Genomic DNA, 21,325 nt, shown 5'->3' with positions numbered 1-21,325 from the left:
AGGTAGTGCGACAATGTACGTGATCATCGTAGGTGCTGGCAATGTGGGCTACTACCTGGCGAAGACTCTGATGAACGCCGGGCATGAGGTGCTGCTGATTGAGCGCGACAAGAGGCGGTGCGCGCTTCTACAGGACGAGCTGGGTGAGATGGTGATGCGCGGGCGCGGCGACGAAATCCATACCATGCGTGAAGCGGGTGCAGACCGCGCGGATATCGTGGTTGCCTGCACCGGCGATGATGAGGATAACCTGATTATCAGCCAGATTGCCAAGTGGTACTTCAATGTTCCACGAACCGTTGCGCGCATCAACGACCCGCGTAACGAGGGCATCTTTCAGCAGCTCGGTATCGATGCCACCGTCAGCAGCACCAACATTATCTATCACCTGATCGAACAGGAGATCGAGACCGGCGAGATTATTCCTCTGGCGGCTTTGAAGCGCGGTAACATCGAAATCGTCGATGTCGAGCTGGGGCCCCGCACACCGGTGGTTGGCAAGCGTATTCATGACCTTCCGCTCCCGCCTGACACGCTGATTGTGTGTATCATTCGGCAGGAAAACGCGGTGCTTCCCCATGCCGACACGGAGCTGCAGCCCGGCGACAGCGTGATCGCGCTGGTGTCGGCGCAGAACGCACCACAGTTGCGCAACGTGTTCGCGGAGGAGCAGGAGGCATAGTCGCGAAACAGGGGCGTGTGTACTGGAGGCTAACGGCTCCCCCGGGGATTCGCCTTCCAGCCGTTCGCTGTTGCCTTGCATCACAATAGTGATACTCCGGGAGCGTAACTCAATCGAGGCTGCTGGTTATTTGCAGACTGAGAAAGCCTGCCGGGCGGTCACGCCAGTTTTCGATGAGACTGCCAGGGCGATACAGGCTGAAAGCGGTCAGGGCTTCCAGCGAGGTGCCCGCAGTCGGAAAACCTCGAGGGGCGAAGGTCACTCCCAGCCATGCCTGTAATCCCCGCCCCAGGCGGGAGCTGATCGTCGCTGCGAACACAGGGCGATAGGTCGTATCCCTGTGACGGTCGGCGTAAACCCCGCCTTCCATCTGCACCTGCCAGCGTGCGGCACGCGCGGGGAGCACGACGCAGGTTAGTCCAACGGTATCTGCCGCCTCGGTGCCGGCTCTCGTGCGCGAGTAGGACAGGCGGTAGCCGGTGGTCTGCTTGCCATCGCGTTGCACGGAGAGCAGGCTGATGGTATCGATACGCGGAGCCGCGTAGGTGAAAAGCCCTTCCGCCACATCCGCCGTGCCCTCACTGGCTTCCAGCCGGCGCAGTGAAAGCACCAGCTGGCGGTCGTTTTCCTGGCGCAGTACATGCTGAAGCCCATACCACCGCGAGGTTGTGTAGAAGCGGTTCGTACGCACGCGCCCCTTCGCTACAAACCTCTGCCAGCCGACCTGCGCCTGCGTGCGGGCGTCCACCCGCAAGGTGACCGACTGTTCGTTCACCCACAGGGTGCGCCCCTCTACTTCTGCGCCTCGCCAAACGGTGGAGAACTGCACGTCACCTGCGGGCTGCCCCAGCGCGCCTGTTGCCAAATGCGCCATCAGTCCCAAAATGAGGTAAACTCTTCTCATGGCTTGAACGCCTTCAGCACCAGTCGCGAAACATTGCCCAGCGTGGGACCTCCGGGCAGTGCTTCGAAGCTCACTGCAGCCACTGGATTGCCTGCCTCTGTTTGTCCAACGAAGGTGCGCGTCATGTCCACTGTGCCGTTAGCGTGTTGCACAAACAGGCGTGAATTGCCAGCTACCGCACCTGCATCGGTGAGAAAACGGACGTAGGAGTCCTCGATCACCGCCCCCAACGCAGGGAAACGTGCCTCAAACTTGAGGGGCAATGTGGTACGCAGGATGCCCCCAGACTCGAACACCTCGAACACGTATGCGGTCAGCGCGCTGCGAAACTCCTTCCCGTCCTGCACCACGTAGATGTCTTCCGCTACCGCCGTATAGATACCCACAGGCAGGCTGAGGTCGTCCAGCAGGGTGCCGTCGCGGCTGACGCGGAAGGTGCGTATCAGGCTGGACGACGGTGGCGTGTCGGTTCGGGGATTGGCGAAGCCGTCGCCTGCATACAGTTTGACCTCCACAGCGTCCTGCACAAACCCCACGCCGGGCAGTTGCGACTCGTCCGCCTTGATAACTACTACCCCTTCGCCCTGCTCTACGACTACCTTGCCGTTGGTCAGCTGAATGTACTGCGACACGGGTCCCCCTGCGCCTCCGCCTCCTCCACAACTGTTCAGCACCAGCGGAAACAGACTCGCGACAATGAACCCGGTCAGTATCCGAAGCGTCCTCGCCATTTCTCGCGTGACCTCGTCCTGTTGGAGTGCCGGTAAAAATACCGGTTGTCACTGTAACATGAGAAGGGTGCTCTTGTCAAATGGGAGTGGGAGCCGTCGAAAGAAAATGGCGCGCCCGGAGGGACTTGAACCCCCGACCTTGAGGTCCGCAACCTCACGCTCTATCCACTGAGCTACGGGCGCGTGCTGACAACACTATTATACAGTGGGCTCTGCAAAAAGTCAAGCTAACACCCGCCCAGTGTGGTTTCCAATTTGAAATCGGCTGTTATTCAAGACCTTCCGCCGTGATACCTTTCAGGTGAAGTCCTGCCAGAAGCCCCTCGACGGTTGGCGCGAATACCAGTTCGGAAATGACCTTTTCCGGAGTTGGGTTGCTCCACTCTTTCACCAGTATCGGAGCAGCCAGCCCGTGGCGCCAGGCGAACCAGCGGTTGTTGCCATCGGGCAGGACAAAGCCTGTAACACGACTCGATGACGACTCCGCCTGGGCGCGAATGGGCACAACCGCCTCCGAACCATCCTGATACCGTATGATAAACTCTCCCACCGTTCGCAGGGCGGGCATCTCGTGCTGGGTAGCCACCACGAAATAGAAGCGGCGAAGCCGTTCGTTCAACGAGATGCTCCACCTGCTGCGCTCTGTCAGCGATTTGGACAGCTCGGGCTGCTGCACGTCGACCGTGTGTTGACTGCCGTCAGACAGTCTCACGCGGACAGTGCTACTCAGCAAGCGATTGCCCTCTTCATCCAGAATCTGCACGAAATCGCCAAGGCGGAGGCTCATGATGGCATGATACTTTTGCGAGGAGGGGCCCATGTGCGCAGAGAGCGCAAACCCTCCTGCGGGGATGGTGCGGTTTCCACCTCCGTAACCCCCAGAACTCACCAGCTGTCCCCGCGACGAGAACAAAGCCTCGCCACCATGCACGTTCGTGCCTGTAGACGGCAGGTCGCCAGTATACAGGATGAGCTCATCTTCACCCCGCCACTTGTTGACCCCGTCCAATGCGACCTTTCTCCCGTCTGGCAAAACGACGGTCTTCGCGCGCCGCAGGTCGGCAGAGGTATCCGCCTCGACCGCCGAGAGCTGCAACGGCGCACTGAAGTCGAACGGGACACCGTAGACCTGCTCAGGCACGTCATCCAGCTGGTCGGGTAGCTTCAGGTATCGGATGGATTTGCGTTCAGGCAGGATGAGTCTCGCCTGCTGAGCGTCGGTGCCCAGCCGTGGTCTGCCCCACAGGGCGCGCAGGGCGGCTTCAACGGCTTGCTGCTGCACCCTCAGCTCGGGAACCGTCTCCGCAGGAGCAGAGGCGGGGTTCCACGCTGCCCACGCATACATTACCGGAACCGCCAGAAACGCTGCGTCCGTCAGACAGCCGGGCGGGTCTGCCCAGATGGTACCCATCGTGGGTGCGGCGCGAGACTGCGCATACCGTACCAGACTGAACGGGGTCTGCCAGGGGCTTGCCCACACCTCAAAACCCTTGCGCTGGAGCCAATCCAGAGCAGGATAGGCTGGCAGTGGGTCGTAGAACCAGTAGTTGAGAATGACGCTCTTCGGTAATTTGTCAATGGCGGCGCTAGTGTTGCGCGGTGCCCCTCCGTTGGCGGGTCCCACAGGCGCGCCCAGCTCTTTCTCCAACTCAGGCGCAAACAGCATGTCATGCCAGATAATCAGGCGCACTCCACGCGCCTGCAGGTACTCATGGACACGGCGGACATGCTGCGCTAACAGCGCTGCGCTATCGTAACCCTGTTTGGAGAGCCACTCAAACAGCTCCCACGCTTCATCCATGCCACCGTGAAACCACCTGACTGGTCCATACAGGTCGAGCATCTCGCTCAGGATGGGGAAGACGAAGCGTTCGTACACCTGTTCGTCCTGAATCATGATGCCCCCGTGATTGGTGTAGGGCAATTTCTGGTAGGCACGTTCCAGGTGCCCCAACAGGTTCAGGTATCCGATAGGCTCGAGACCCAAGCTTCGGGCATATTCGATAAGCTCTTTCGCCTGCTTTTTGCTGAACCTTGCACCCGTTGCCATTTTCGGGTCGTAATCGAGCACCAGCTGGCTGCCGAACTCGATAGCGACGTAACGTAACTTCATACGTGCCAGCAGCTCCACCATCGTTCGGATAGCGTGGATGTCAGAAGCCCATGCCGCCTGTATCATAAAGCCGCGATGGGGAGTCTCCGGGTAGTCCCGGACGCTGAACTGTGGCAGTTTCCATCCTTGCGGGGTTCGCTCCACACTACTGGATGTCAGCACCTGCCTCAGCGTATGTACTGCCCAGAACGCGCCCTGCACATCGTGGCAACGGATGGCAATCTGTCCCCTGCCAGCTTCAATCAGGTACTCTTCTTCCCGCGTCAGCTGTTCAGGCGACATCTGCAGCGAGATGAGGGTTTTGCCTTGCGGAGAAACCGAGTGCTTGCCCAGCAATGCTTGCAGCTCCTTCTGGAGTAAATCGGCTGCAGGCTGAAGCTCTGGCGGTGCGGTGATGCGAATCGGCAGCTGCATGTACCACACGCCATCGGTCTTGAAGTCGCGCGGCGGGGGAAAGACAGGCATGTTCGCCGCATAGACCTCCGCAACCATCGCCGTCAGTCCAAGCATCGCCAGCACAAGCAGAAGGCTATTCCCCATACGAAACCTCCGCTAGAACGGTTGACCCAGCGTGACGTAGGTAAACACCCTGCGCTTTCCCGCTGCCACGTCCAGCCGAATCGCGCCGAAGGGGGTGAAGAAACGCACGCCGACGCCGCCCCCCACGTTCAGCTGGACACTCTCGCCTCTGCGCCAGGCATCCCCCGCGTCGAGGAAAACCACTCCCTGAATGCCTTCCAGCAGGGGGAAGCGCATCTCGCCGCTGAATAACACCATGCGGTCACCGCGAAACTCGTCAAACTCGTAACCGCGCAGGTCGAAACCGCCCAGCCAGAAGCTTTCGGACAGGGGCAAGTCCCTAGTGGCAAAGCCCGTTACCGCCCGCAAGGCGAAGGTTCCATCTCGCGGTGCGGGCCAGTAACCGCGCAGGTCGAGCGTTGCACGGTCAAAGGCGAAGTCTCCGCCCCACGACCGCTGAGCCGCTTCCCATCTGCCCAAAGCCAAAATCCCCCCTCGGGGGTTGATTCGGTTGTCGCGCGAGTCGTACTGTACCTGCACGCCAGGTGCTACCACCCGCCCGCGATTCTGCACCTTCTGCCCGAAGGAAAGCAGGTATGGCGGCGCATCGTCGTAGTCCACTTCGTCGTTGCGGAAGGTCGCCGTTACCTGCAGGTGGTCGCTCCACTGTTTGCCCAGTAACAGTGTATAGCCTCGCCGTTTCTCGAAAGTGCGCAGGGTGACGTCGGTTTGTGAGAAACTGGGGCGAAATACGGATTGCAGGTCGTATGCCTTAATACCGATAGTCAATCCCCAGTCGGTCAGAAAGGGGTCGGTATATTGGAACAGGTATGCCTGGCGTTGTTCGCCCTCTTCGGGTCCTCCATCGTAGAAAAAAGTGCCTCGCTGCCACTGCAGTTGCAGGCTCTGTCCGCCTCCAAACAGGTTGGAGTCCGAGAACTCGACATAGCCCAGCCATCCGCGTCGTGAGGTGTAGCCCACCGCCGCTGCCAGCTGGGTGGTGTTCAGTTCATCGACGATGATGTTCACCAGTACCTGTCCCAGCTCATCGGCGGGCTCGGGAGCCACCTGCACATCCTTCAGGTAGGGCAACCTGCCCAGACGCTCGCGCTCACGCTGGAGTTTGGGCAGGGAGTAAATCTCACCCGGACGCAGCTGCAGGTTGCGCAGGATCGCGCTGCTGCGCGTGCGCCGATTGCCTGTGACACGCACGCCGCGGATCATCCCCTCCGCGATGCGTACAATCACCGTGCCGTCCGTTTGCCTTTCAAACCCGACCACGCGCGCCAGCGGATAGCCCTGCTGTTCATACAGCTTCTGAATGGCCTCAGCATCCTCACGCAACCGCTCCTCGTCGAAAACGCCGCCCACCTGCGTCTGCATCACCGACAGTATCTGCTCGGCAGGAAGCACGGTGGAGCCGTCGGATTGTGAACCGTAAAAGCGAATGGCGGTTACTGTCTGCGGCTGAGCCACGACCACAGTGGTGAGAGCCAGAACGCCGATGAAAGCCATCCAGTACTTAGACACTGTAAGCAACCTCCTTTTCAGTATAGTACCTTTCCGATAACGCTGCTGAGAGGGATAGGACCGAATGTACGACTATCTTCCGATACCTCCAGGTTATCACCAACCACGTAAATATGATTGGCGGGCACGCGGGTGCCGTCTGGGGCGGTTTCATAGGGCAGAGCGACCACCCGTTTCACCAGCAGCTGTCCGTTCCGCGTAAACACCACCACATCACCATGCTTCAGCGGACCGAATAGCAACCCGCCCTTGCCCACCAGCACGACCTGTCCGTCGCGGAAGGCAGGTTCCATCGACTTGCCCCTGACCACTGAAAGGGTGAAAAAGCTGTGATAGAGGAAGGCTATAATCAAAAAGACAAATAAAGCTACGGCTTGTCTGAACCAACGTCGTTGTTTCGCAGTCTGTTCGGTTTTTTCGGCTGGTTTTTCGACCGGGTCCGGTTGCATTTCGGAGCCTCCCTTTGTGTGAATGGTTCCGTCTTGAGTATACTCTTCGAGGACAGTGCATTCAAGAGGAGGTCGGAAGCATGTCCCTGTGGCAGGGAGTGCAGGAAAGCGTCGGGCAGAATGCGGAGATGTGGCTTGTCGTGTGTCTGCTTCTGCACCTGTTGTGGGTGCTGTTGTTGACACTGCTGCTGGTGCGGGTACGCTCGTTGAGCAGACGCCTCCAGAGGTTGACTGCAGGTGCGAGCGGTGCGAGCCTGGAAAGGGTGTTGATGGACCACCTCGCACGGGTGGAGGAAGTGGATACCCGTCAGCGGCAGGTGGAACAGCGGGTTTCCGCCCTCGAGGAGCGGATACCTCTGTGTGTGCAGCACGTGGGACTGGTGCGTTATGATGCATTCGAAGACGTTGGGGGGCAACAAAGCTTTTCGCTGGCGATGCTGGACGCCTGGCAAAACGGTATCATCCTGACCAGCGTTTACAGTCGCTCGGATGTGCGGGTATATGCCAAGGCGGTGCGGCAGGGACAGCCCTCGCACCCGCTAAGTGAAGAAGAGCAGCAGGCGTTGCGAAACGCTCTCTCGCCAGCATGAGAGGTACACCATGGCACCTCTTGAAGACCGGCAGCTGATTGAGCGATGTCGCACTGGCGATCGCGAAGCGTTTGACGAGCTCGTACGCCGATACGAGAAGCAGGCGTACAATCTGGCTTACCGCCTGTCGGGCAACTACGACGATGCCAGCGATGTGGTGGTAGAAGCCTTTGTGCGCGTCTTTCAGGGGCTACATACCTTTCGCGGTGAAGCCAACTTCGGCACGTGGCTGCATCGGGTGGTGGTCAACACCTTTCTGGACATGCGCAAGCGGTCGAAGGGGCGCCATAACGTCTCGTTAGAAGAGCAGCTCGAGCTGGACGGCGATACCCTCACGCGCCAGATAGAAGACACCAGCCCAGGCCCTGAGGAGCTGGTGGAGCAAGAGGAACGCGAAGAGGTTTTGCAGAAGGCGATTGCGCAGCTTCCTCCGGAACGTCGCATCCTCATCGTGTTGTATCACTTTGAAAACCTCTCGTATGAAGAGATCGCACAGATGCTGAATCTGCCGGTGGGCACGGTTAAAAGCCGACTGAACCGCGCCCGGCTGGCGTTGCGTGAGATTTTGCAACCCTCGCGGGAACTTTTTGGCGGATAAGTTCGTCAAACGCAACGAAGAGCCTACCAGCGGAAGAGTGGTGTTGGAACCATGCGTTGTGAACAGTTTCGGGAACTCATATCGGCATACATCGAGCGAAGCATAGCGCCTCCTCTGGCGGCGAAGATGGAGGAACACGCCGCCGGGTGTGCCTCCTGCCGCGCCGAGCTGGAAGATGTTCGTGCGTTGTGGCAGATGATGGCGCAGGTGCAGCCTGTGAAGGCACCCGATTCCCTGCACGCCCGCATCATGCAGGAGGTTTACGCGAGAGTACCAGCCGGTTCCCCCCTGCGCTGGTGGGAGCTGGCATGGCGCCCGCGCTTCGCTTTTGCGGCGGCAGCCGTGCTGGCAATCCTTGCGCTGGTGCTGTGGTCACACAATGAGCGAACAGATGCTATCGCGTTGAGCGTGGTTTCGAGTGGTGGCAGCCCGGTCACTCCGGTGAAAACCCGGATCCTGCCCGTGCGCTTCGAGCCGTTCCGGGCGGAGCAGGGTGACCTGCGCTGGATGCTGAAAATGAATGCCCCTCAGCCTACAGTGGTTGAGGTCGCATCAGGAACCAGGACTGTGTGGCGTGGGCTCGTAGCCAAAGAGACGCCGGTGGTTTTGCCCTTGTCGGCGGGCGCATCTGTGCTGGAGGTGCGGGTCAGCTGGGACAACGGCAGCGTGTTGCGTGCGTGGTTGCCTGCGGAAATCTTGTCGCAGGACTCCAAGCCTGTGCTGGTAGTGAAAGAGAAAACGGTGGAGGAGACGCTTTCGCGCATCGCCGGGGCATACGGCGTGCCTCTGGTGCTGATGGGCGAGACGGACCCGCTGACACGTGTGAGCCTGAGGTCTACCGGCGTGGCGCTGGATGAGCTGTTAGAAAAGGTAGCGGCGGAATTGAAACTGGAGATTTCGCGTGCCGAGGACGGCACCACCGTCTTAACTGCCCGGTAACCCCATCCCGTCCGCCCTACCCAAACACACCGCCCCGTCACCCCGCGGGGCGGTGTGCTTATCTTGCGATAATTGCCATTCCCCTTGACCTGTGCCAAAAATGTGTTATCCTATATAAGGGCGGTGCACTGCATCGCCCGGTTCGCCGACAGGCGACGCAAAACTCTATGCGACGGGTGGAAGGATATGGCGAATAAGCGTGTCTACCTCTTCGAAGAAGGCAACGCCCAGATGCGCGACCTTCTGGGCGGCAAGGGTGCAAACCTTGCAGAAATGACCAACATCGGTCTACCAGTTCCTCCAGGATTCACGATTACCACTGAAGTGTGTATGCAATACCTCCGCAGCGGCAACCAGTTCCCTGAGGGGTTAATGGACGAAGTGCGCGCTGCGATGACGGAAGTGGAAAAGCGCATGGGGCGCAAATTCGGCGACCCGGCGAACCCGCTGCTGGTGTCCGTCCGCTCGGGCGCGAAGTTCTCGATGCCCGGCATGATGGATACCATCCTCAACCTGGGACTCAACACGCAGACGGTGGAAGGCTTAATCAAGCAGTCGAATAACCCTCGCTTTGCGTATGACGCCTACCGCCGGTTTATCATGATGTTCTCCGACATCGTGTTGGGCGTGGAGAGGCACAAGTTCGAGGAAATCCTCGACGAGTACAAAAAGAAGCTCGGTGTCACTCTGGATACGGAAGTACCTGCCGATGCCCTCAAGCAGATGTGCGATGACTACCTGAAGCTGGTCAAAGAGGAAGCCGGCAAGGACTTCCCGATGGACCCCTTCGAGCAGCTGAAGCTGGCGATCGAGGCTGTCTTCCGCTCGTGGAACAACCCGCGCGCTCAGGTATATCGCGAGCGCGAGGGCATTCCCTGGGATTTGGGAACCGCCGTCAACGTGCAGACGATGGTGTTCGGGAACATGGGCGACGACTCGGGCACCGGCGTGGCGTTCACGCGCGACCCGGCGACCGGCGAGAAGAAGCTGTACGGCGAATATCTGGTGAACGCGCAGGGCGAGGACGTGGTGGCGGGTATCCGCACCCCCATGCACCTCGACGAGCTGATGTCCATCAACCCTGAAATCTACAAGCAGTTCGACGAAATCGCCAAACTGCTGGAGAACCACTACCGCGACATGATGGACATCGAGTTCACCGTGGAGAAGAACCGCCTGTTCATCCTGCAGTGTCGCGTGGGCAAGCGCACGTCGCTGGCGGCGGTGAAGATCGCCGTGGACATGGCGAAGGAGGGGCTTATCAGCAAGGACGAAGCCATCCTGCGCGTGAAGCCCGGCGATATCGACCAGCTGTTGCACCCGCAGATCGACCCCAAGGCGAAGGTCAACGTCATCGCCAAGGGACTGGCGGCTTCGCCCGGTGCCGCGGTTGGAAAAGCCATCTTTGACGCCGACACCGCAGCCGAGCGCGGTAAGGAGGAGCCGGTTATCCTCGTGCGTCCCGAGACCACGCCCGACGACATCCACGGGATGCTCGCTTCCAAGGGCGTTTTGACTGCTCGCGGCGGTATGACCAGCCATGCGGCGGTGGTGGCACGCGGCTTCGGTATCCCCTGCGTGGCGGGCTGTGAGGCGATTTCCATCGACCTCAACAGGCGCGAGTTTACCACCAACGGCATTACCGTGAAGGAAGGCGACTGGATTTCCATCAACGGTTCCACGGGGGAGGTCATCCTCGGGCAGGCGCCGCTGGTGGAAGCTATGTTCACCGATGAACTGCACGAGCTGCTGGATTGGGCAGACGAGCGGCGCAAGCTGGGCGTGCGCACCAACGCCGACAACCCGCGCGACGCCAAACAAGCGGTGGAGTTCGGTGCAGAGGGTATCGGTCTGTGCCGCACCGAGCACATGTTCTTCGAGCAGGACCGCCTGCCGGTCGTGCAGGACATGATTCTGGCGCGTACCGAGGAACAGCGGCGTGCCGCGCTGGATAAGCTCCTGCCCGTACAGCAGAAGGACTTCGAGGGCATCTTCGAAGTGATGGAGGGACGCCCCGTCACCATCCGCCTCATCGACCCGCCGTTGCACGAGTTCCTGCCCAGCTACGAGCAGACGCTTCGCGAGGTCACCGAGCTGCGGGTGGCTGTGAACACGCTCGGCGGCAAGGCTTTGGAAGGCTTGCTGGCGGAGAAAGAACGCCTGCTGGAGGCGATCGAGGGCATGCGCGAGTTCAACCCGATGCTGGGTCTGCGCGGATGCCGTCTCTCCATCCTCTTCCCCGAAATCGTGGAGATGCAGGTACGTGCTATCCTGCAGGCGGCGGTCGCCGTGAAGAAGCGGGGCATCGACGTGCATCCGGAGATAATGATCCCGCTGGTGGGCGACGTGAACGAACTGGTGTTCGTGCGCGAGAAGCTCGAAGCGGTTGCCAAGGCGGTTCTCGAAGAGACTGGCGCGGATATCGACTACAAATTCGGCACGATGATCGAGATTCCGCGTGCCGCGCTGACCGCCGATGACGTAGCCCGATACGCCGAGTTCTTCTCCTTCGGCACGAACGACCTTACGCAGACCACCTTCGGCATCAGCCGCGACGACGCTGAGGGCAAGTTCCTACAGCGATACGTGGAGATGGACATCTTGCCCGCCAACCCGTTCGAGAAGCTGGACCGCAAGGGCGTCGGCAAGCTGATGCGGATGTGCGTGGAAGACGCCCGCAAGGTGAACCCCAACATCAAGCTGGGCATCTGCGGTGAGCACGGTGGCGAGCCGTCATCCATCGAGTTCTGCCACGAAATCGGGCTGGACTACGTGTCCTGCTCGCCGTTCCGCGTGCCGATTGCCCGCCTTGCTGCCGCTCAGGTAGCGATTAAGGACAAAGTGTCCGTGACGGTGGACAAGTAGCCCTCGCCCCATGCCCCTCTTCCACGCGCTGGAAGAGGGGCGGGCTTTCCTTCCACGGGGCGAGGCTCCTGCCGGGCTGTTCTCCGAGTCACGGTCGCGACAGGAATACTGGCAGGCTACTGACGAATCTCCGTGTAGCCCTCTGCAACCAGAGCCTCCAGCTCGCGTCGGGCGGATTCGATAGTGGTGAATGCTCCTACCTGCAGGTAACGCTTGTCGCCCTCGCGCACCACAAATGGCGACTTCCCCAGCGATTTCAACCGCGCGGTTTCCCGTTCCAGCGAGACCTGGTCTGTAAACGGTCCAATACGCACTTTGTAACGCAACGCGGCAGGGCTTGTTGCCGCGCCCTGTGCCCGCACGTGGTCGATACCGAAATAGCCCCTGTAGGGAGTTTGCCCACACAGCAGCTTCACCCGCAGGCGCGCCACATCGCGGGCGACAGCGCCAGCGTTCCATGTCATCGCTGCCCACCTGCCCGGAGTGAGCAGCACCCCTTCTCCAGGCATCACCTGCAAGCCTCCAGTGGAGTCTTCCACTTCCAGCGTCAGGCGCAGGTCGGGTGGCGCGGTGCCGGGTACCAGCACATCCAGCGAAATAATCCCCCCGAATCGCGACCAATCGCGCGTTTCGGGCAGGCACGAAATGGCGGCATGTTCACCCGCAGCTAGTTGCACCCCGCTGACCTTCAGCCAGTATGCCGCCTGACTCGCGCCGCCGCGAACTCGTTCCAGCCTCAGGCCCTTGTTTTCCGCCTGCCACGAGCCGGGGTTCAACTCGAAGTCGTTCAGCACATAATTGGTGGCCACGGCAGGTGTAGATGTTGCCGTTTCGCCCACGTCCACGATTCGCACGCCAAACTGTTCTTTCGACGGCGACAGCGAATACCACATAAGGATACCTGCAACCAGCAGCACCACAGCCAGCTCTCCAGCTATCCAGTAGGGGCGCCGCGAGGGCGACGATGAGAATGAAGAATAAGGGCTCATCCGTGCTTTCTCCTTGTCACGATGCAAAGGATGGGAGGATGCCACAATCCGCGCTTCCGGTGAAACCACCGCGGTGCCGTAGTAAGCGGCACTGAGTTCTTCCACAAAGGCAACAGCGGAAGAGGGTCGCTCTTCGGGCTTTTTTGCCAGCGCATGGCGCAGGGCTGCCTCAGCGGAGCGGGGTAGTTCGGGAGCGGCGTCGGGCTCGTCGTAAACGATGCGATGCATCATCGCGGTGACGGCAGGGGCATCGAACGGTTTGCGCCCTGTCAGCATCTCGTAAGCAGTCACGCCCAGCGAGTAGATGTCTGTACGGTAATCTACAGGTTCACCCAGAATCTGCTCTGGGGACATGTAAGCGGGTGAGCCAACGAGGATCCCCTTTTGTGTGCGCAGCAGGTCGTTCGCCGCGCGTGCGATTCCGAAGTCGGTGAGTTTCACCACTCCCTCTTCGGTCACCACGATGTTGTCCGGTTTGACGTCGCGATGAATCACTCCCTGCCTGTGGGCGTAATCCAGCGCGCGGGCTACTTGCAGCAGGATGTTCAGTGCCTCATCCACAGGTATCTTGCCCCGCGCACGCAGCAGTTCGCGCACGGTGGTACCTGCGAGCAGCTCCATCGCGATATAGTGCACGCCGTCTGTCTCGCCGACTTCATAGAGGGTAACCACGTTGGAATGGGAGAGGGTACCTGCGGCACGCGCTTCTTGCTGGAACCGTTCGATAAGGAGGGATTTGTCGGATTCAGGTACAGCAGGAGGCACTATGAGAACCTTCAGCGCCACCTTCCTTCCAATGCTCTGGTCCTCCGCCTCATAGACACATGCCATCCCGCCCCCGCCGAATTCGCGAAGGATACGATACTTTCCCAAAACAGTGCCGAGCGTCACTGTGCGCTCCTTCCCCTGCCACGGCAGTATCGTGCCGGCGGACATCCGGGTCCCTGTCTGGCGTCGGCGACACCTGCTGGAGCCGACGAGGGGACTCGAACCCCTAGCCTGCGGTTTACAAGACCGCTGCTCTGCCTGTTGAGCTACGTCGGCCCGGTAACGAATCTACCACAAGAAAGCCACTCCGTCAAGGGGATTTTCCCGAAAAAATCTGGTTTTCAATTCCCAATTGCTTGACAAATTTGCTCAGGGGTTTTATAATGAAAGCACCATGAGCACGGTGAAACGGTTACCGACATACGTGCTGTTGGCGGAGCGCATCAAGGCGGAATGGATCAGCCGTCCGGATGCCCGTCCGGGAGACAGGTTGCCTACGCAGTTCCAGCTGCGCGAGATGCTGGGTGCGAGCCGACCCACTGTGGCTAAAGCGCTGGCGCTGCTCGCGGCGGAAGGGTTGATCGAGTCCCGGCAGGGTAGTGGCGTCTACCTGCGCTCGGTGCCTGCGGTCAGCACACGCACCCGTCTGGTGAGCTTTATTGCGCCGCGGGCGGGTGCGTCACTGGTGCTTCGCGCCTATTATGGCATCGAGCGACGCGCTCGCCAGAGGGGCTATCAACTGCTGATGGCGAGCTCCGAAGACGACATCCGGCACGAAGAGAAACTGGTCGAGCAGCACTTGCAGGCAGGGGCGCAGGGCATCATCCTCTATCCGGTGACCCGCTGGCGGCACGAGCTGGCAGAGGACTACCTCCGACGCCGCTGGCAAGAGGTGCCTATCGTCCTCTTTGACATCGGCTACGAGGAATGGGGACGCCCGCTGGTTGTGTTTGACAACTACCGGCTCGGCTATGAGATGACGCAGACGCTGCTGGCACACGGGCACCGTAACATCGCCTTTCTCCCGTTGAACGAAGACTGTCTGCACCGTTCCATCCACGAGCGGCGGGATGGCTGGCTGGCAGCGATGCAGGATGCGGGTGTGCCTGTTCCTCCGAAGTATCGCAACTGGATTAACCTGACGCGCTCCCTGCATGTAGAGGAAGCGTTGGTTGACCCGGAAGAGGTGGTTCACCGGCTGCTGCAACTGTCCCCGCCTCCGGATGCGCTCATTGCATGGGAGGATCAAACAGCCATGTCGCTCATCCGCGCGTTGCAAAAGGCGGGTGTGGCGGTGCCAGAGCAAATCCGGGTGGTGGGGTTCGATGACCTAGAAGCCTCTCGCTTCTTCCAGCCGACCTTCCCCACCTCACAGCCCGACTTCGCCCGACTGGGCGAAATCGCGGTAGACGTTCTGGACGAGTGGCTCAGCGGCAGGCAGTCTGTTCCGCGCACGTACATCCTGTCGGTACCGGTTCACTGGCGCGAGCCGCGTATCCCGCGGCGCATCCAACCCAAGGAGGGAGGTTCTGAGTATGAAGCGTGAGGTGTCCCCCGTGACCGCCGTCATTATCATCGTTGTCGTACTGCTGGTCATCGGCGGGGTTTACTGGTGGATGACAGAGGGACGCATGAAGGCAGGCGGAGGGGCAGAGCCGCCGCCGATGCCCCCTGATGTGCAAGCGGAGTTCCAGCGCAGGCTAGGCGGAATAACGCCTGGTGCTGCAGCTCCGGGCGGCACACAGGGCGCGCCCGCGCCAGCTCCCGCTGGACGCTAAACATCAAAAATACATTACAAAAAGGAGGGTTTCACATCATGAAACGACACGCGTTTACCCTGATCGAGCTGCTGGTGGTCATCGCGATTATTGCGATACTGGCAGCCATCTTGTTCCCTGTGTTCGCACAGGCACGGGAAAAGGCTCGTCAGACGTCCTGCCTGTCCAACTTCAAGCAGATCGGTCTCTCCGTGCGCATGTACTCGCAGGACTATGACGAGAAGTTCCCCATGGGCACCTACCCCGGTCCCCGCAACTGGGAAGTGAACCCGGATGTCAACAACTATGCGGGTGACCGCGGAGAACCCTGGGCGGACTGCTTTGGCTGGTGGGAAGGGTTTAACCCCGGCGATGGCGGTCCCAACTACACCCGTTGCGCTTACGGCAGCCAATTCTACCGCACGCTGATGACGGTGCAGCTGGGTCCGTATCAGAAGAACAAGAACATCTGGTACTGCCCGTCCGACAGGTATCGCGACCCCTCGGCTGCAAATATGCAGACCGGCATGCAGTCTTACCAGTGGTTCCCCAACTGGGTGTACAACACCTGGTGTCCGGGCAGCAGCGCAGGCTACCCCGGTCCGTTCCCGTGCGTGCGGTATCCGGACGGCACCTACAAGAACCTGAACGACATGCCGCCGGATGAGAAGTCCGACTACATCGCCGAGCGCATCCTGTTCACCGAGCGCGGTGTGTTCGGCTGGGACGGCGCCGATGCCTCCGATCCCGGCAGGCGCACCATCTTGAACCACTCGCAAGGGTACAATGTTTGTTTCTTCGATGGACATGCCAAGCTGGTCAACTACGGGCGCAAGTGGACGACCATCCCCGCCACCGGTTGGCCGCCAGACCGCGCACCGCAGTAATCCTGTCACGTGCAGGGGGGCAGACCCGCAGGTCTGCCCCCTTTTTCCGTGTTAGGAGTTACGCGAAAAGAGATTCTTCGCTTCGCTCAGAATGACAGTTGCGTCTTTTGTCATGCTCAGCGTCAGCGAAGCTTCTCAGAGATTCTTCGCTTCGCTCAGAATGACATTTATGACGACGAGTTCCCGTGCGGATGTAGCATCACCTTCATGCCCTCGCGGCTCTGCATCACCTCGAAAGCGCGGTGAATCTGCGACAGGGGGAAACGATGGGTAATCAGCGGCGCCACGCGCACCTTCCCCTGCGCCAGCAACTGCACCGCGAGCTCGTGGTGGCGTGGCACCGCCCCGTGTGAGCCAGTGACAAAGCACTCTTTATAATGAATCGTGTTGGAGTAAACGCTCATCGGCCGAGTGCCTCTGGGTAAGCCTCCGAACAGGTTCACGTAGCCCCGATGTGCCACCATCTCGATGGCTTGCTCGTGTGCCTCTACTGACGCGCTGGCGGTAATCACGATGTCGGGACCCTCACCGCCTGTCTCCTCGATGCAGCGCGCGACCACGTCCTCCTCTTCTGCAGCAATGTACACGTCCGCTCCGTAGAAGCGAGCCAGCTCCAGCCTTGCCTTGCTGCGCTGCACGGCGATAATCTTTGTCGCGCCCATCGCGCGGGCAAGGTCAATCAGCATACAGCCGATGGGTCCCAAACCAATGATGACCACGCTTTTGCCCAGCCCCATGTTCACCAGCTCCATACCGTTAATCGCGCAGGCGAGCGGCTCCGCCAGCGCGGCGGTATCGTAGTCCATGCTATCGGGGATAGGCGTGACGGGTCCCTCGTCCAGCAACAGCTTGGGCAGTTTCATGTACTGTGCGAACGCGCCGGGTATCTGGTAGCCCACGGCGTAGTTGATAGCGCAGTTATTGCCCAGACCGTTGCGACACCAGCGGCACTGTCCGCAGGGCACGTCCGCGCCTATCGCCACGCGGTCGCCCTCTTTGACCCGTGTCACGTTCTTGCCCACCTTCACCACCACTCCCGCCGCCTCGTGCCCGATGATGGCAGGTGGCTTCACGCGCGGGTTACCGTGATACAGGATGCGCACATCCGAGCCGCAAATGCTCACCGCCTCCACCCTCAGCAGTGCGGAATCGTCGTCGATTTCGGGCTCCGGCACTTCCTGAAGCACCAGTTTGCCCAGCTCCTCCAGAACCGCAGCCAGCATCAGTCTTCCTCCTGTCCGTCAGGATGTATTAACACTTTGGTGAAAAAGCCCTTCCTCTCGTGCATCGCATGAAGGATTTCCGTAGCGCGGCTTAACGGCACGCGATGGGTGACCAGCGGTCGAAGGTTCAGCAGACCCGATGCCATCGCCTGCAGGGTCGTGTGCCAGTCGTCATCCGCGCTATACACCGCATAATCCGAGTTCCAGGTACCGTATAGGTTCACCTCACGCCGCATCAACTGCGATAGCAAGCTTGGCGAGAAGGTCACCTCCGCTGAGGGGTTGCCCAGAATAACCACACGCCCGCCCCGCCGGGCACAGGTGCAGGCTTGCAGCAGCGTCGGCGGTACGCCTACCGCCTCGATGCACAGGTGCGCGCCCTGCCCTGTGGTCAGGGAGGCGATAACCTCTTCGGGCGCTTTCTGAGCGGAATGGTAAGCGTGCGCAAAGCCCAGCTCGCGTGCCAGCGCCAGCTTCTGCTCTACGATGTCAAACAGCAGCACCTGCGACGCGCCCATAAGGCGTGCCCACTGCGCCACCATCAGTCCAATCGGTCCCGCACCGAAGATGGCGACCGTTTCGCCCGGCTGGCATCCCCCCGCGCGGCGTAAGGCGTGCAGCGCCACCGAAGCCGGCTCGGTCATCGCCGCCTCCTGCAGACTCACCCCCTGCGGCACGCGCAGCAGGTTCCTCGCCGGAGCGACCACGTACTCTGCGAACGCGCCGTCCCGCCGCGAACCGAGGTAGTCGTACGATTCGCACTGCACATACCTGCCCTTCTCGCACGCGGAGCATCGCCCACACCATATCAGCGGAAACACCGTTACCCGCTCGCCGGGCGCGAACTGCGTCACGCCCTCGCCGCACTGTTCCACCACCCCAGCGAACTCGTGCCCGCATATCAGGGGGAAGCGGTAGGTGCCTTTGGAAAAGATTCGCGGGATGTCCGAGCCGCACACGCCGCAATAAGCCACCCGCACCAGCACCTCGCCCACGCCGGGCTGAGGCGTGGGCACCTCCTCGTAGCGCAAATCGCCCACCGCATGAAGCACCAGCGCTTTCATCTACGCCTCGCCTCCCGCCCGCTGTCGAAGCCCCTCACGCGCCGCCTGCACCACCCGCCGATGGTTCTGCCACAACGTGCCCTGCGGATGATACAGGCTGCTGGAGCCGAGCACCAGAATATCGGCTCCCGCCGCCACCATCTTCGGGATGTTCTCGAAGCTCACATTGCCGTCCACCTGAATGGGTATGTGCGTGAAGCCTCGCTCGTCCAGAAAGCGGCGGCAATCGGCAATTTTGCGCAGGGTGATGGGAACCAGCTGCTGCCCCGCGAAGCCGGGGTTCACACCCATCAGCAACACGAAATCCACCTTGTGCAGTACATAGTCGAGCACAATGAGCGGTGTTGCAGGGTTGAGCGCAACGCCTGCCATCGCGCCCCCCTCGCGAATCAGGCTGAGCGTGCGGTCAAGGTGTCGAGAAGATTCTGTGTGTACAGAAATCATCTGTACCCCCAGCGGCAACACCTTGCGGATGAAGAAATCGTTGTCCTCCACCATCAGGTGCACGTCGAAGGGCAGATGCGTGCGTTCGCGAAGCTGCTCGAGAACCACCAGCCCGAGCGGCATGTTGGGCGTGAAGTGCGCGTCCATCAGGTCGACATGGAAGTAGTGAATACCGAGCGCTTCCAGCTGCCGGATGTGTGCTTCCAGATTCAGCTGGTCAGCGCACATGAGCGATGCCGAGAAGCGAACGGGTTCAACGTCTACCGATGGGAGATTGACCGGCTCATGGCACGGTTGCGCGGGGGCACACCACGCCTCGCGCAGGTATCGTAGCGATTCGCGCAGCGACTTTTCCAGATGCATGTCGCTGTAGTCTCGTCCCAGCTTCGGTCCCGAAATCTCCAGATAGCCCACCACCTGCTGCACGGGCAACCGATGGACATTGGCGTGCAACAGGTCGCGAAACCGTTCCACCTGCACAACTCCTGTCGCTCTCTCCTCTGCACCGAACCCGAAGGTGGAGTGGAACAGGGCATCGGTGTTTTTCAGGTGCACCTCGTACAGGTAGGGCAGGGTGGCTTCGAAGGTCTGCAGGTTGTCCCATACCACGTGTCCTTGCGCGTCGGCGTAGCCATGCGAGACATCCGCGCAAAAGCCCATGCAGGCGGTGCTGTCGGGATGCTGGCGGTGGTAGGCGGTCACTTCCTCGCCCATCTGCCGGATCTCCTCCGGCAGGGTAGGGGGCTCCGCAAGGCACGACATCGGCTCGATGGTCAGCCACGCCACGCCATGCTCGTGCGCAACGTGCATCAGCTCCTTGAAGTGTTTCACGTAGCGGGCGATACCCTGTGGTTTGGTGTGCATCTCGTCGCGCAGCACTGCGCCCGGATTGTGCCCCACCGAGCGCGCGCCCAGTATGCCTCCAATCTGGATGTATCGCTCGAACATGCGCCGCGCGACCGCTTCCCAGCCCGGCTCGTTGCGGAAGAAGCCGCCCAGTTCGCGATGCGCCGTGAACAGGCTGTAGAGTCGAACACCGGCTTTCTCCGCCTGCTCGCGCAACCAGTGGAAAAACTCGTCGGGCAGAAGGTAGAACTCGAATGTGCTGCCCAGCTGGATGTATTCCACACCTTCCTCCGCCGCCAGCCGGAACAGCCACGGATATGAGTAACGGTATTCTATCGGGTCGGTTTTAATGCCCAGCAGGAGTCGTAAGGGAGTGTTCATACCGTATGCCTCTTTCGTTCCACAGCTCGAGCGATTCGGTTCAAAATCGGTTGCGATTCATGGCGCTTTCGGCGTGCGAGCGCGACGCACAGCGCGTCAAAAAGAGCCAGCTGCACAATCCGCGCGGTGATGGTTTCGTCCAGCCATTGCGTGCGCCCTGCGGAGGTCACCAGGCAGATGTCGCAAAGTTTCGCTAAGGGGGAGCGTCGGAAACTGGTGACGCAGATGGTCTGCGCTCCTGCCTCTTTCGCCAGCTCGGTGGACTCAATGGTCTCCCGGCTTGTGCCCGAGTAGGAGACCGCCAGCCCCACATCGCCCGGCTCCAGCAGCGCAGCGTTGATGGCTTGCATGTGGTCATCTACCGAAAAGAGGCTGTTCACTCCGCACCGCTGCAGGCGGTATTGCAGGTCCATGCACACCGGCAGGGAGCTGCCCACCCCGAATATCGCCACCCGCCGCGCACGAGCCAGTGCCTCTACTGCCCGCTCGAACTGCGCCATATCCAGCAGCTCCATCGTGCTGGCGACCGCCTGCATATCCATGTTCAGCACCTTCTGTACTACGCGGGGAAGGTCATCTTCGGGCGACACGTCGCCGTGCAAGTCGGGCACCGGCTCGCGTTGGGGAGCCAGGTCTGCCACGAGAGCCAGTTTGAAGTCCGCGTATCCTTTGAAGCCGATGGAGCGGCAGAATCGCACCACCGTAGTTTCGCTGACGCCGCTGCGGTCGCTGAGGTGGATGACGCTGCAGCCGCGCGCCTCTTCGGGATGGTTCAGCACGAAGTCAGCCACCTTGCGCTCTGCCTCGTTCAGCGAGGTATACAGCGCGGAAACTTTTTCCAGTACCGAAGCCACGTCTATCGCCTCCTACTCCCATTATAAGGAGGCAGAAAAAAATTGTCAACAGGATATATCAAAGAAGAAAATATTGTGTGACCACAGGGCGAAACACCCCTCTCCCACCGCGTGGGAGAGGGGCAGGGGGTGAGGGTAAACAGCACCCCTCTTCCAAAACTTCGGGAGAGGGGTTGGGGGTGAGGGCGTACA

17 protein-coding genes, 2 tRNA genes and 1 pseudogene are annotated in these 21,325 nt (G+C 60.6%); 8 read left to right on the top strand and 12 right to left on the bottom strand.

Features of this window, described 5'->3' with window-relative positions; genetic code table 11:
- The first annotated feature begins 13 nt into the window (after positions 1-13).
- On the top strand, positions 14-682 hold the full coding sequence (locus tag K6U75_04575) for an NAD-binding protein (protein MCL6474313.1): 669 nt from the start codon (positions 14-16) through the stop codon (positions 680-682).
- A gap of 109 nt (positions 683-791) precedes the next feature.
- Here the strand turns inward: K6U75_04575 and K6U75_04570 are convergent, their stop codons facing one another.
- The 6 genes from K6U75_04570 to lepB form a co-directional block, all read right to left on the bottom strand.
- Positions 792-1,586 (bottom strand): hypothetical protein, encoded by a 795-nt coding sequence (locus K6U75_04570; protein MCL6474312.1) that lies wholly within the window; start codon positions 1,584-1,586, stop codon positions 792-794.
- Positions 1,583-2,317: a hypothetical protein gene (locus tag K6U75_04565; protein ID MCL6474311.1), complete on the bottom strand. Its 735-nt coding sequence runs from the start codon at positions 2,315-2,317 to the stop codon at positions 1,583-1,585. The genes K6U75_04570 and K6U75_04565 overlap by 4 nt, the downstream gene beginning before the upstream one ends.
- A 107-nt stretch (positions 2,318-2,424) precedes the next feature.
- Positions 2,425-2,500, bottom strand: a tRNA-Arg gene (locus tag K6U75_04560).
- 85 nt (positions 2,501-2,585) lie between these two features.
- Positions 2,586-4,970, bottom strand: a complete 2,385-nt coding sequence (locus K6U75_04555) for a beta-N-acetylhexosaminidase (protein ID MCL6474310.1) — start codon at positions 4,968-4,970, stop codon at positions 2,586-2,588.
- Positions 4,971-4,982: 12 nt separating this feature from the next.
- Positions 4,983-6,479 (bottom strand): BamA/TamA family outer membrane protein, encoded by a 1,497-nt coding sequence (locus K6U75_04550; protein ID MCL6474309.1) that lies wholly within the window; start codon positions 6,477-6,479, stop codon positions 4,983-4,985.
- 17 nt (positions 6,480-6,496) lie between these two features.
- The gene (gene lepB, locus K6U75_04545; GenBank protein ID MCL6474308.1) at positions 6,497-6,928 is read right to left on the bottom strand and encodes a signal peptidase I; all 432 of its coding nucleotides are present in this window, start codon (positions 6,926-6,928) and stop codon (positions 6,497-6,499) included.
- An 80-nt stretch (positions 6,929-7,008) separates the two neighbouring features.
- On the opposite strand from lepB, the gene K6U75_04540 reads away from it, so the two are divergent.
- From K6U75_04540 to ppdK, 4 genes are all read left to right on the top strand, one after another.
- Positions 7,009-7,518 carry a DUF4446 family protein gene (locus tag K6U75_04540; protein ID MCL6474307.1) on the top strand — a complete coding sequence of 170 codons (510 nt, stop codon included), beginning with the start codon at positions 7,009-7,011 and terminating at the stop codon, positions 7,516-7,518.
- A 10-nt stretch (positions 7,519-7,528) separates the two neighbouring features.
- Positions 7,529-8,116, top strand: coding sequence for a sigma-70 family RNA polymerase sigma factor (locus K6U75_04535; protein MCL6474306.1), 588 nt, complete (start codon positions 7,529-7,531; stop codon positions 8,114-8,116).
- Positions 8,117-8,167: 51 nt separating this feature from the next.
- A complete protein-coding gene (locus tag K6U75_04530) occupies positions 8,168-9,055 on the top strand; it encodes a zf-HC2 domain-containing protein (protein MCL6474305.1) in 888 nt (295 codons plus the stop codon).
- Positions 9,056-9,241: 186 nt separating this feature from the next.
- Positions 9,242-11,920: a pyruvate, phosphate dikinase gene (gene ppdK / locus K6U75_04525; GenBank protein MCL6474304.1), complete on the top strand. Its 2,679-nt coding sequence runs from the start codon at positions 9,242-9,244 to the stop codon at positions 11,918-11,920.
- Between the two features lie 116 nt (positions 11,921-12,036).
- Here the strand turns inward: ppdK and K6U75_04520 are convergent, their stop codons facing one another.
- Together K6U75_04520 and K6U75_04515 are read right to left on the bottom strand one after the other, a co-directional pair.
- Positions 12,037-13,845, bottom strand: coding sequence for a protein kinase (locus K6U75_04520; protein ID MCL6474303.1), 1,809 nt, complete (start codon positions 13,843-13,845; stop codon positions 12,037-12,039).
- A 32-nt stretch (positions 13,846-13,877) separates the two neighbouring features.
- Positions 13,878-13,953 (bottom strand) — tRNA-Thr (locus K6U75_04515).
- 118 nt (positions 13,954-14,071) lie between these two features.
- On the opposite strand from K6U75_04515, the gene K6U75_04510 reads away from it, so the two are divergent.
- The 3 genes and pseudogenes from K6U75_04510 (at position 14,072) to K6U75_04500 (ending at position 15,685) form a co-directional block, all read left to right on the top strand.
- Positions 14,072-15,223 carry a substrate-binding domain-containing protein gene (locus K6U75_04510; protein MCL6474302.1) on the top strand — a complete coding sequence of 384 codons (1,152 nt, stop codon included), beginning with the start codon at positions 14,072-14,074 and terminating at the stop codon, positions 15,221-15,223.
- Positions 15,213-15,455, top strand: coding sequence for a hypothetical protein (locus K6U75_04505; protein MCL6474301.1), 243 nt, complete (start codon positions 15,213-15,215; stop codon positions 15,453-15,455). The genes K6U75_04510 and K6U75_04505 overlap by 11 nt, the downstream gene beginning before the upstream one ends.
- Positions 15,456-15,493: 38 nt before the next feature.
- Positions 15,494-15,685 (top strand): annotated as a pseudogene (locus tag K6U75_04500) (DUF1559 domain-containing protein).
- Between the two features lie 803 nt (positions 15,686-16,488).
- Here the strand turns inward: K6U75_04500 and K6U75_04495 are convergent.
- The 4 genes from K6U75_04495 to K6U75_04480 are packed head-to-tail and all read right to left on the bottom strand — an operon-like array spanning position 16,489 to position 21,133.
- Complete coding sequence (locus tag K6U75_04495) at positions 16,489-17,544, bottom strand: alcohol dehydrogenase catalytic domain-containing protein (GenBank protein ID MCL6474300.1); 1,056 nt, start codon at positions 17,542-17,544, stop codon at positions 16,489-16,491.
- Positions 17,544-18,608, bottom strand: a complete 1,065-nt coding sequence (locus K6U75_04490; GenBank protein MCL6474299.1) for a galactitol-1-phosphate 5-dehydrogenase — start codon at positions 18,606-18,608, stop codon at positions 17,544-17,546. Before K6U75_04490 ends, K6U75_04495 begins: the two co-directional genes overlap by 1 nt.
- A complete protein-coding gene (rpe, locus tag K6U75_04485; GenBank protein ID MCL6474298.1) occupies positions 18,609-20,279 on the bottom strand; it encodes a ribulose-phosphate 3-epimerase in 1,671 nt (556 codons plus the stop codon).
- Entirely contained in the window at positions 20,276-21,133 is an 858-nt protein-coding gene (locus K6U75_04480; GenBank protein ID MCL6474297.1) for a MurR/RpiR family transcriptional regulator, read from the bottom strand. The genes rpe and K6U75_04480 overlap by 4 nt, the downstream gene beginning before the upstream one ends.
- Between the last annotated feature and the right edge of the window lie 192 nt (positions 21,134-21,325).

This window comes from Bacillota bacterium, assembly GCA_023511455.1.
Lineage (GTDB): Bacteria > Armatimonadota > HRBIN16 > HRBIN16 > HRBIN16 > HRBIN16.
Note: the sequence above shows the minus strand (reverse complement) of the source record. Positions and strands in the feature narration are given on the sequence as shown.

Bases quoted from the DNA above. Each gene is read 5' to 3' on its own strand.
- K6U75_04520 (MCL6474303.1), bottom strand. From the start codon at position 13,845: ATGTCCGCCGGCACGATACTGCCGTGGCAGGGGAAGGAGCGCACAGTG.
- K6U75_04505 (MCL6474301.1), top strand. From the start codon at position 15,213: ATGAAGCGTGAGGTGTCCCCCGTGACCGCCGTCATTATCATCGTTGTC.
- K6U75_04565 (MCL6474311.1), bottom strand. From the start codon at position 2,317: ATGGCGAGGACGCTTCGGATACTGACCGGGTTCATTGTCGCGAGTCTG.
- lepB (MCL6474308.1), bottom strand. From the start codon at position 6,928: ATGCAACCGGACCCGGTCGAAAAACCAGCCGAAAAAACCGAACAGACT.
- K6U75_04570 (MCL6474312.1), bottom strand. From the start codon at position 1,586: ATGAGAAGAGTTTACCTCATTTTGGGACTGATGGCGCATTTGGCAACA.
- K6U75_04575 (MCL6474313.1), top strand. From the start codon at position 14: ATGTACGTGATCATCGTAGGTGCTGGCAATGTGGGCTACTACCTGGCG.
- K6U75_04530 (MCL6474305.1), top strand. From the start codon at position 8,168: ATGCGTTGTGAACAGTTTCGGGAACTCATATCGGCATACATCGAGCGA.
- K6U75_04555 (MCL6474310.1), bottom strand. From the start codon at position 4,970: ATGGGGAATAGCCTTCTGCTTGTGCTGGCGATGCTTGGACTGACGGCG.
- K6U75_04540 (MCL6474307.1), top strand. From the start codon at position 7,009: ATGTCCCTGTGGCAGGGAGTGCAGGAAAGCGTCGGGCAGAATGCGGAG.
- rpe (MCL6474298.1), bottom strand. From the start codon at position 20,279: ATGAACACTCCCTTACGACTCCTGCTGGGCATTAAAACCGACCCGATA.
- K6U75_04510 (MCL6474302.1), top strand. From the start codon at position 14,072: ATGAGCACGGTGAAACGGTTACCGACATACGTGCTGTTGGCGGAGCGC.
- K6U75_04535 (MCL6474306.1), top strand. From the start codon at position 7,529: ATGGCACCTCTTGAAGACCGGCAGCTGATTGAGCGATGTCGCACTGGC.
- K6U75_04490 (MCL6474299.1), bottom strand. From the start codon at position 18,608: ATGAAAGCGCTGGTGCTTCATGCGGTGGGCGATTTGCGCTACGAGGAG.
- ppdK (MCL6474304.1), top strand. From the start codon at position 9,242: ATGGCGAATAAGCGTGTCTACCTCTTCGAAGAAGGCAACGCCCAGATG.
- K6U75_04495 (MCL6474300.1), bottom strand. From the start codon at position 17,544: ATGCTGGCTGCGGTTCTGGAGGAGCTGGGCAAACTGGTGCTTCAGGAA.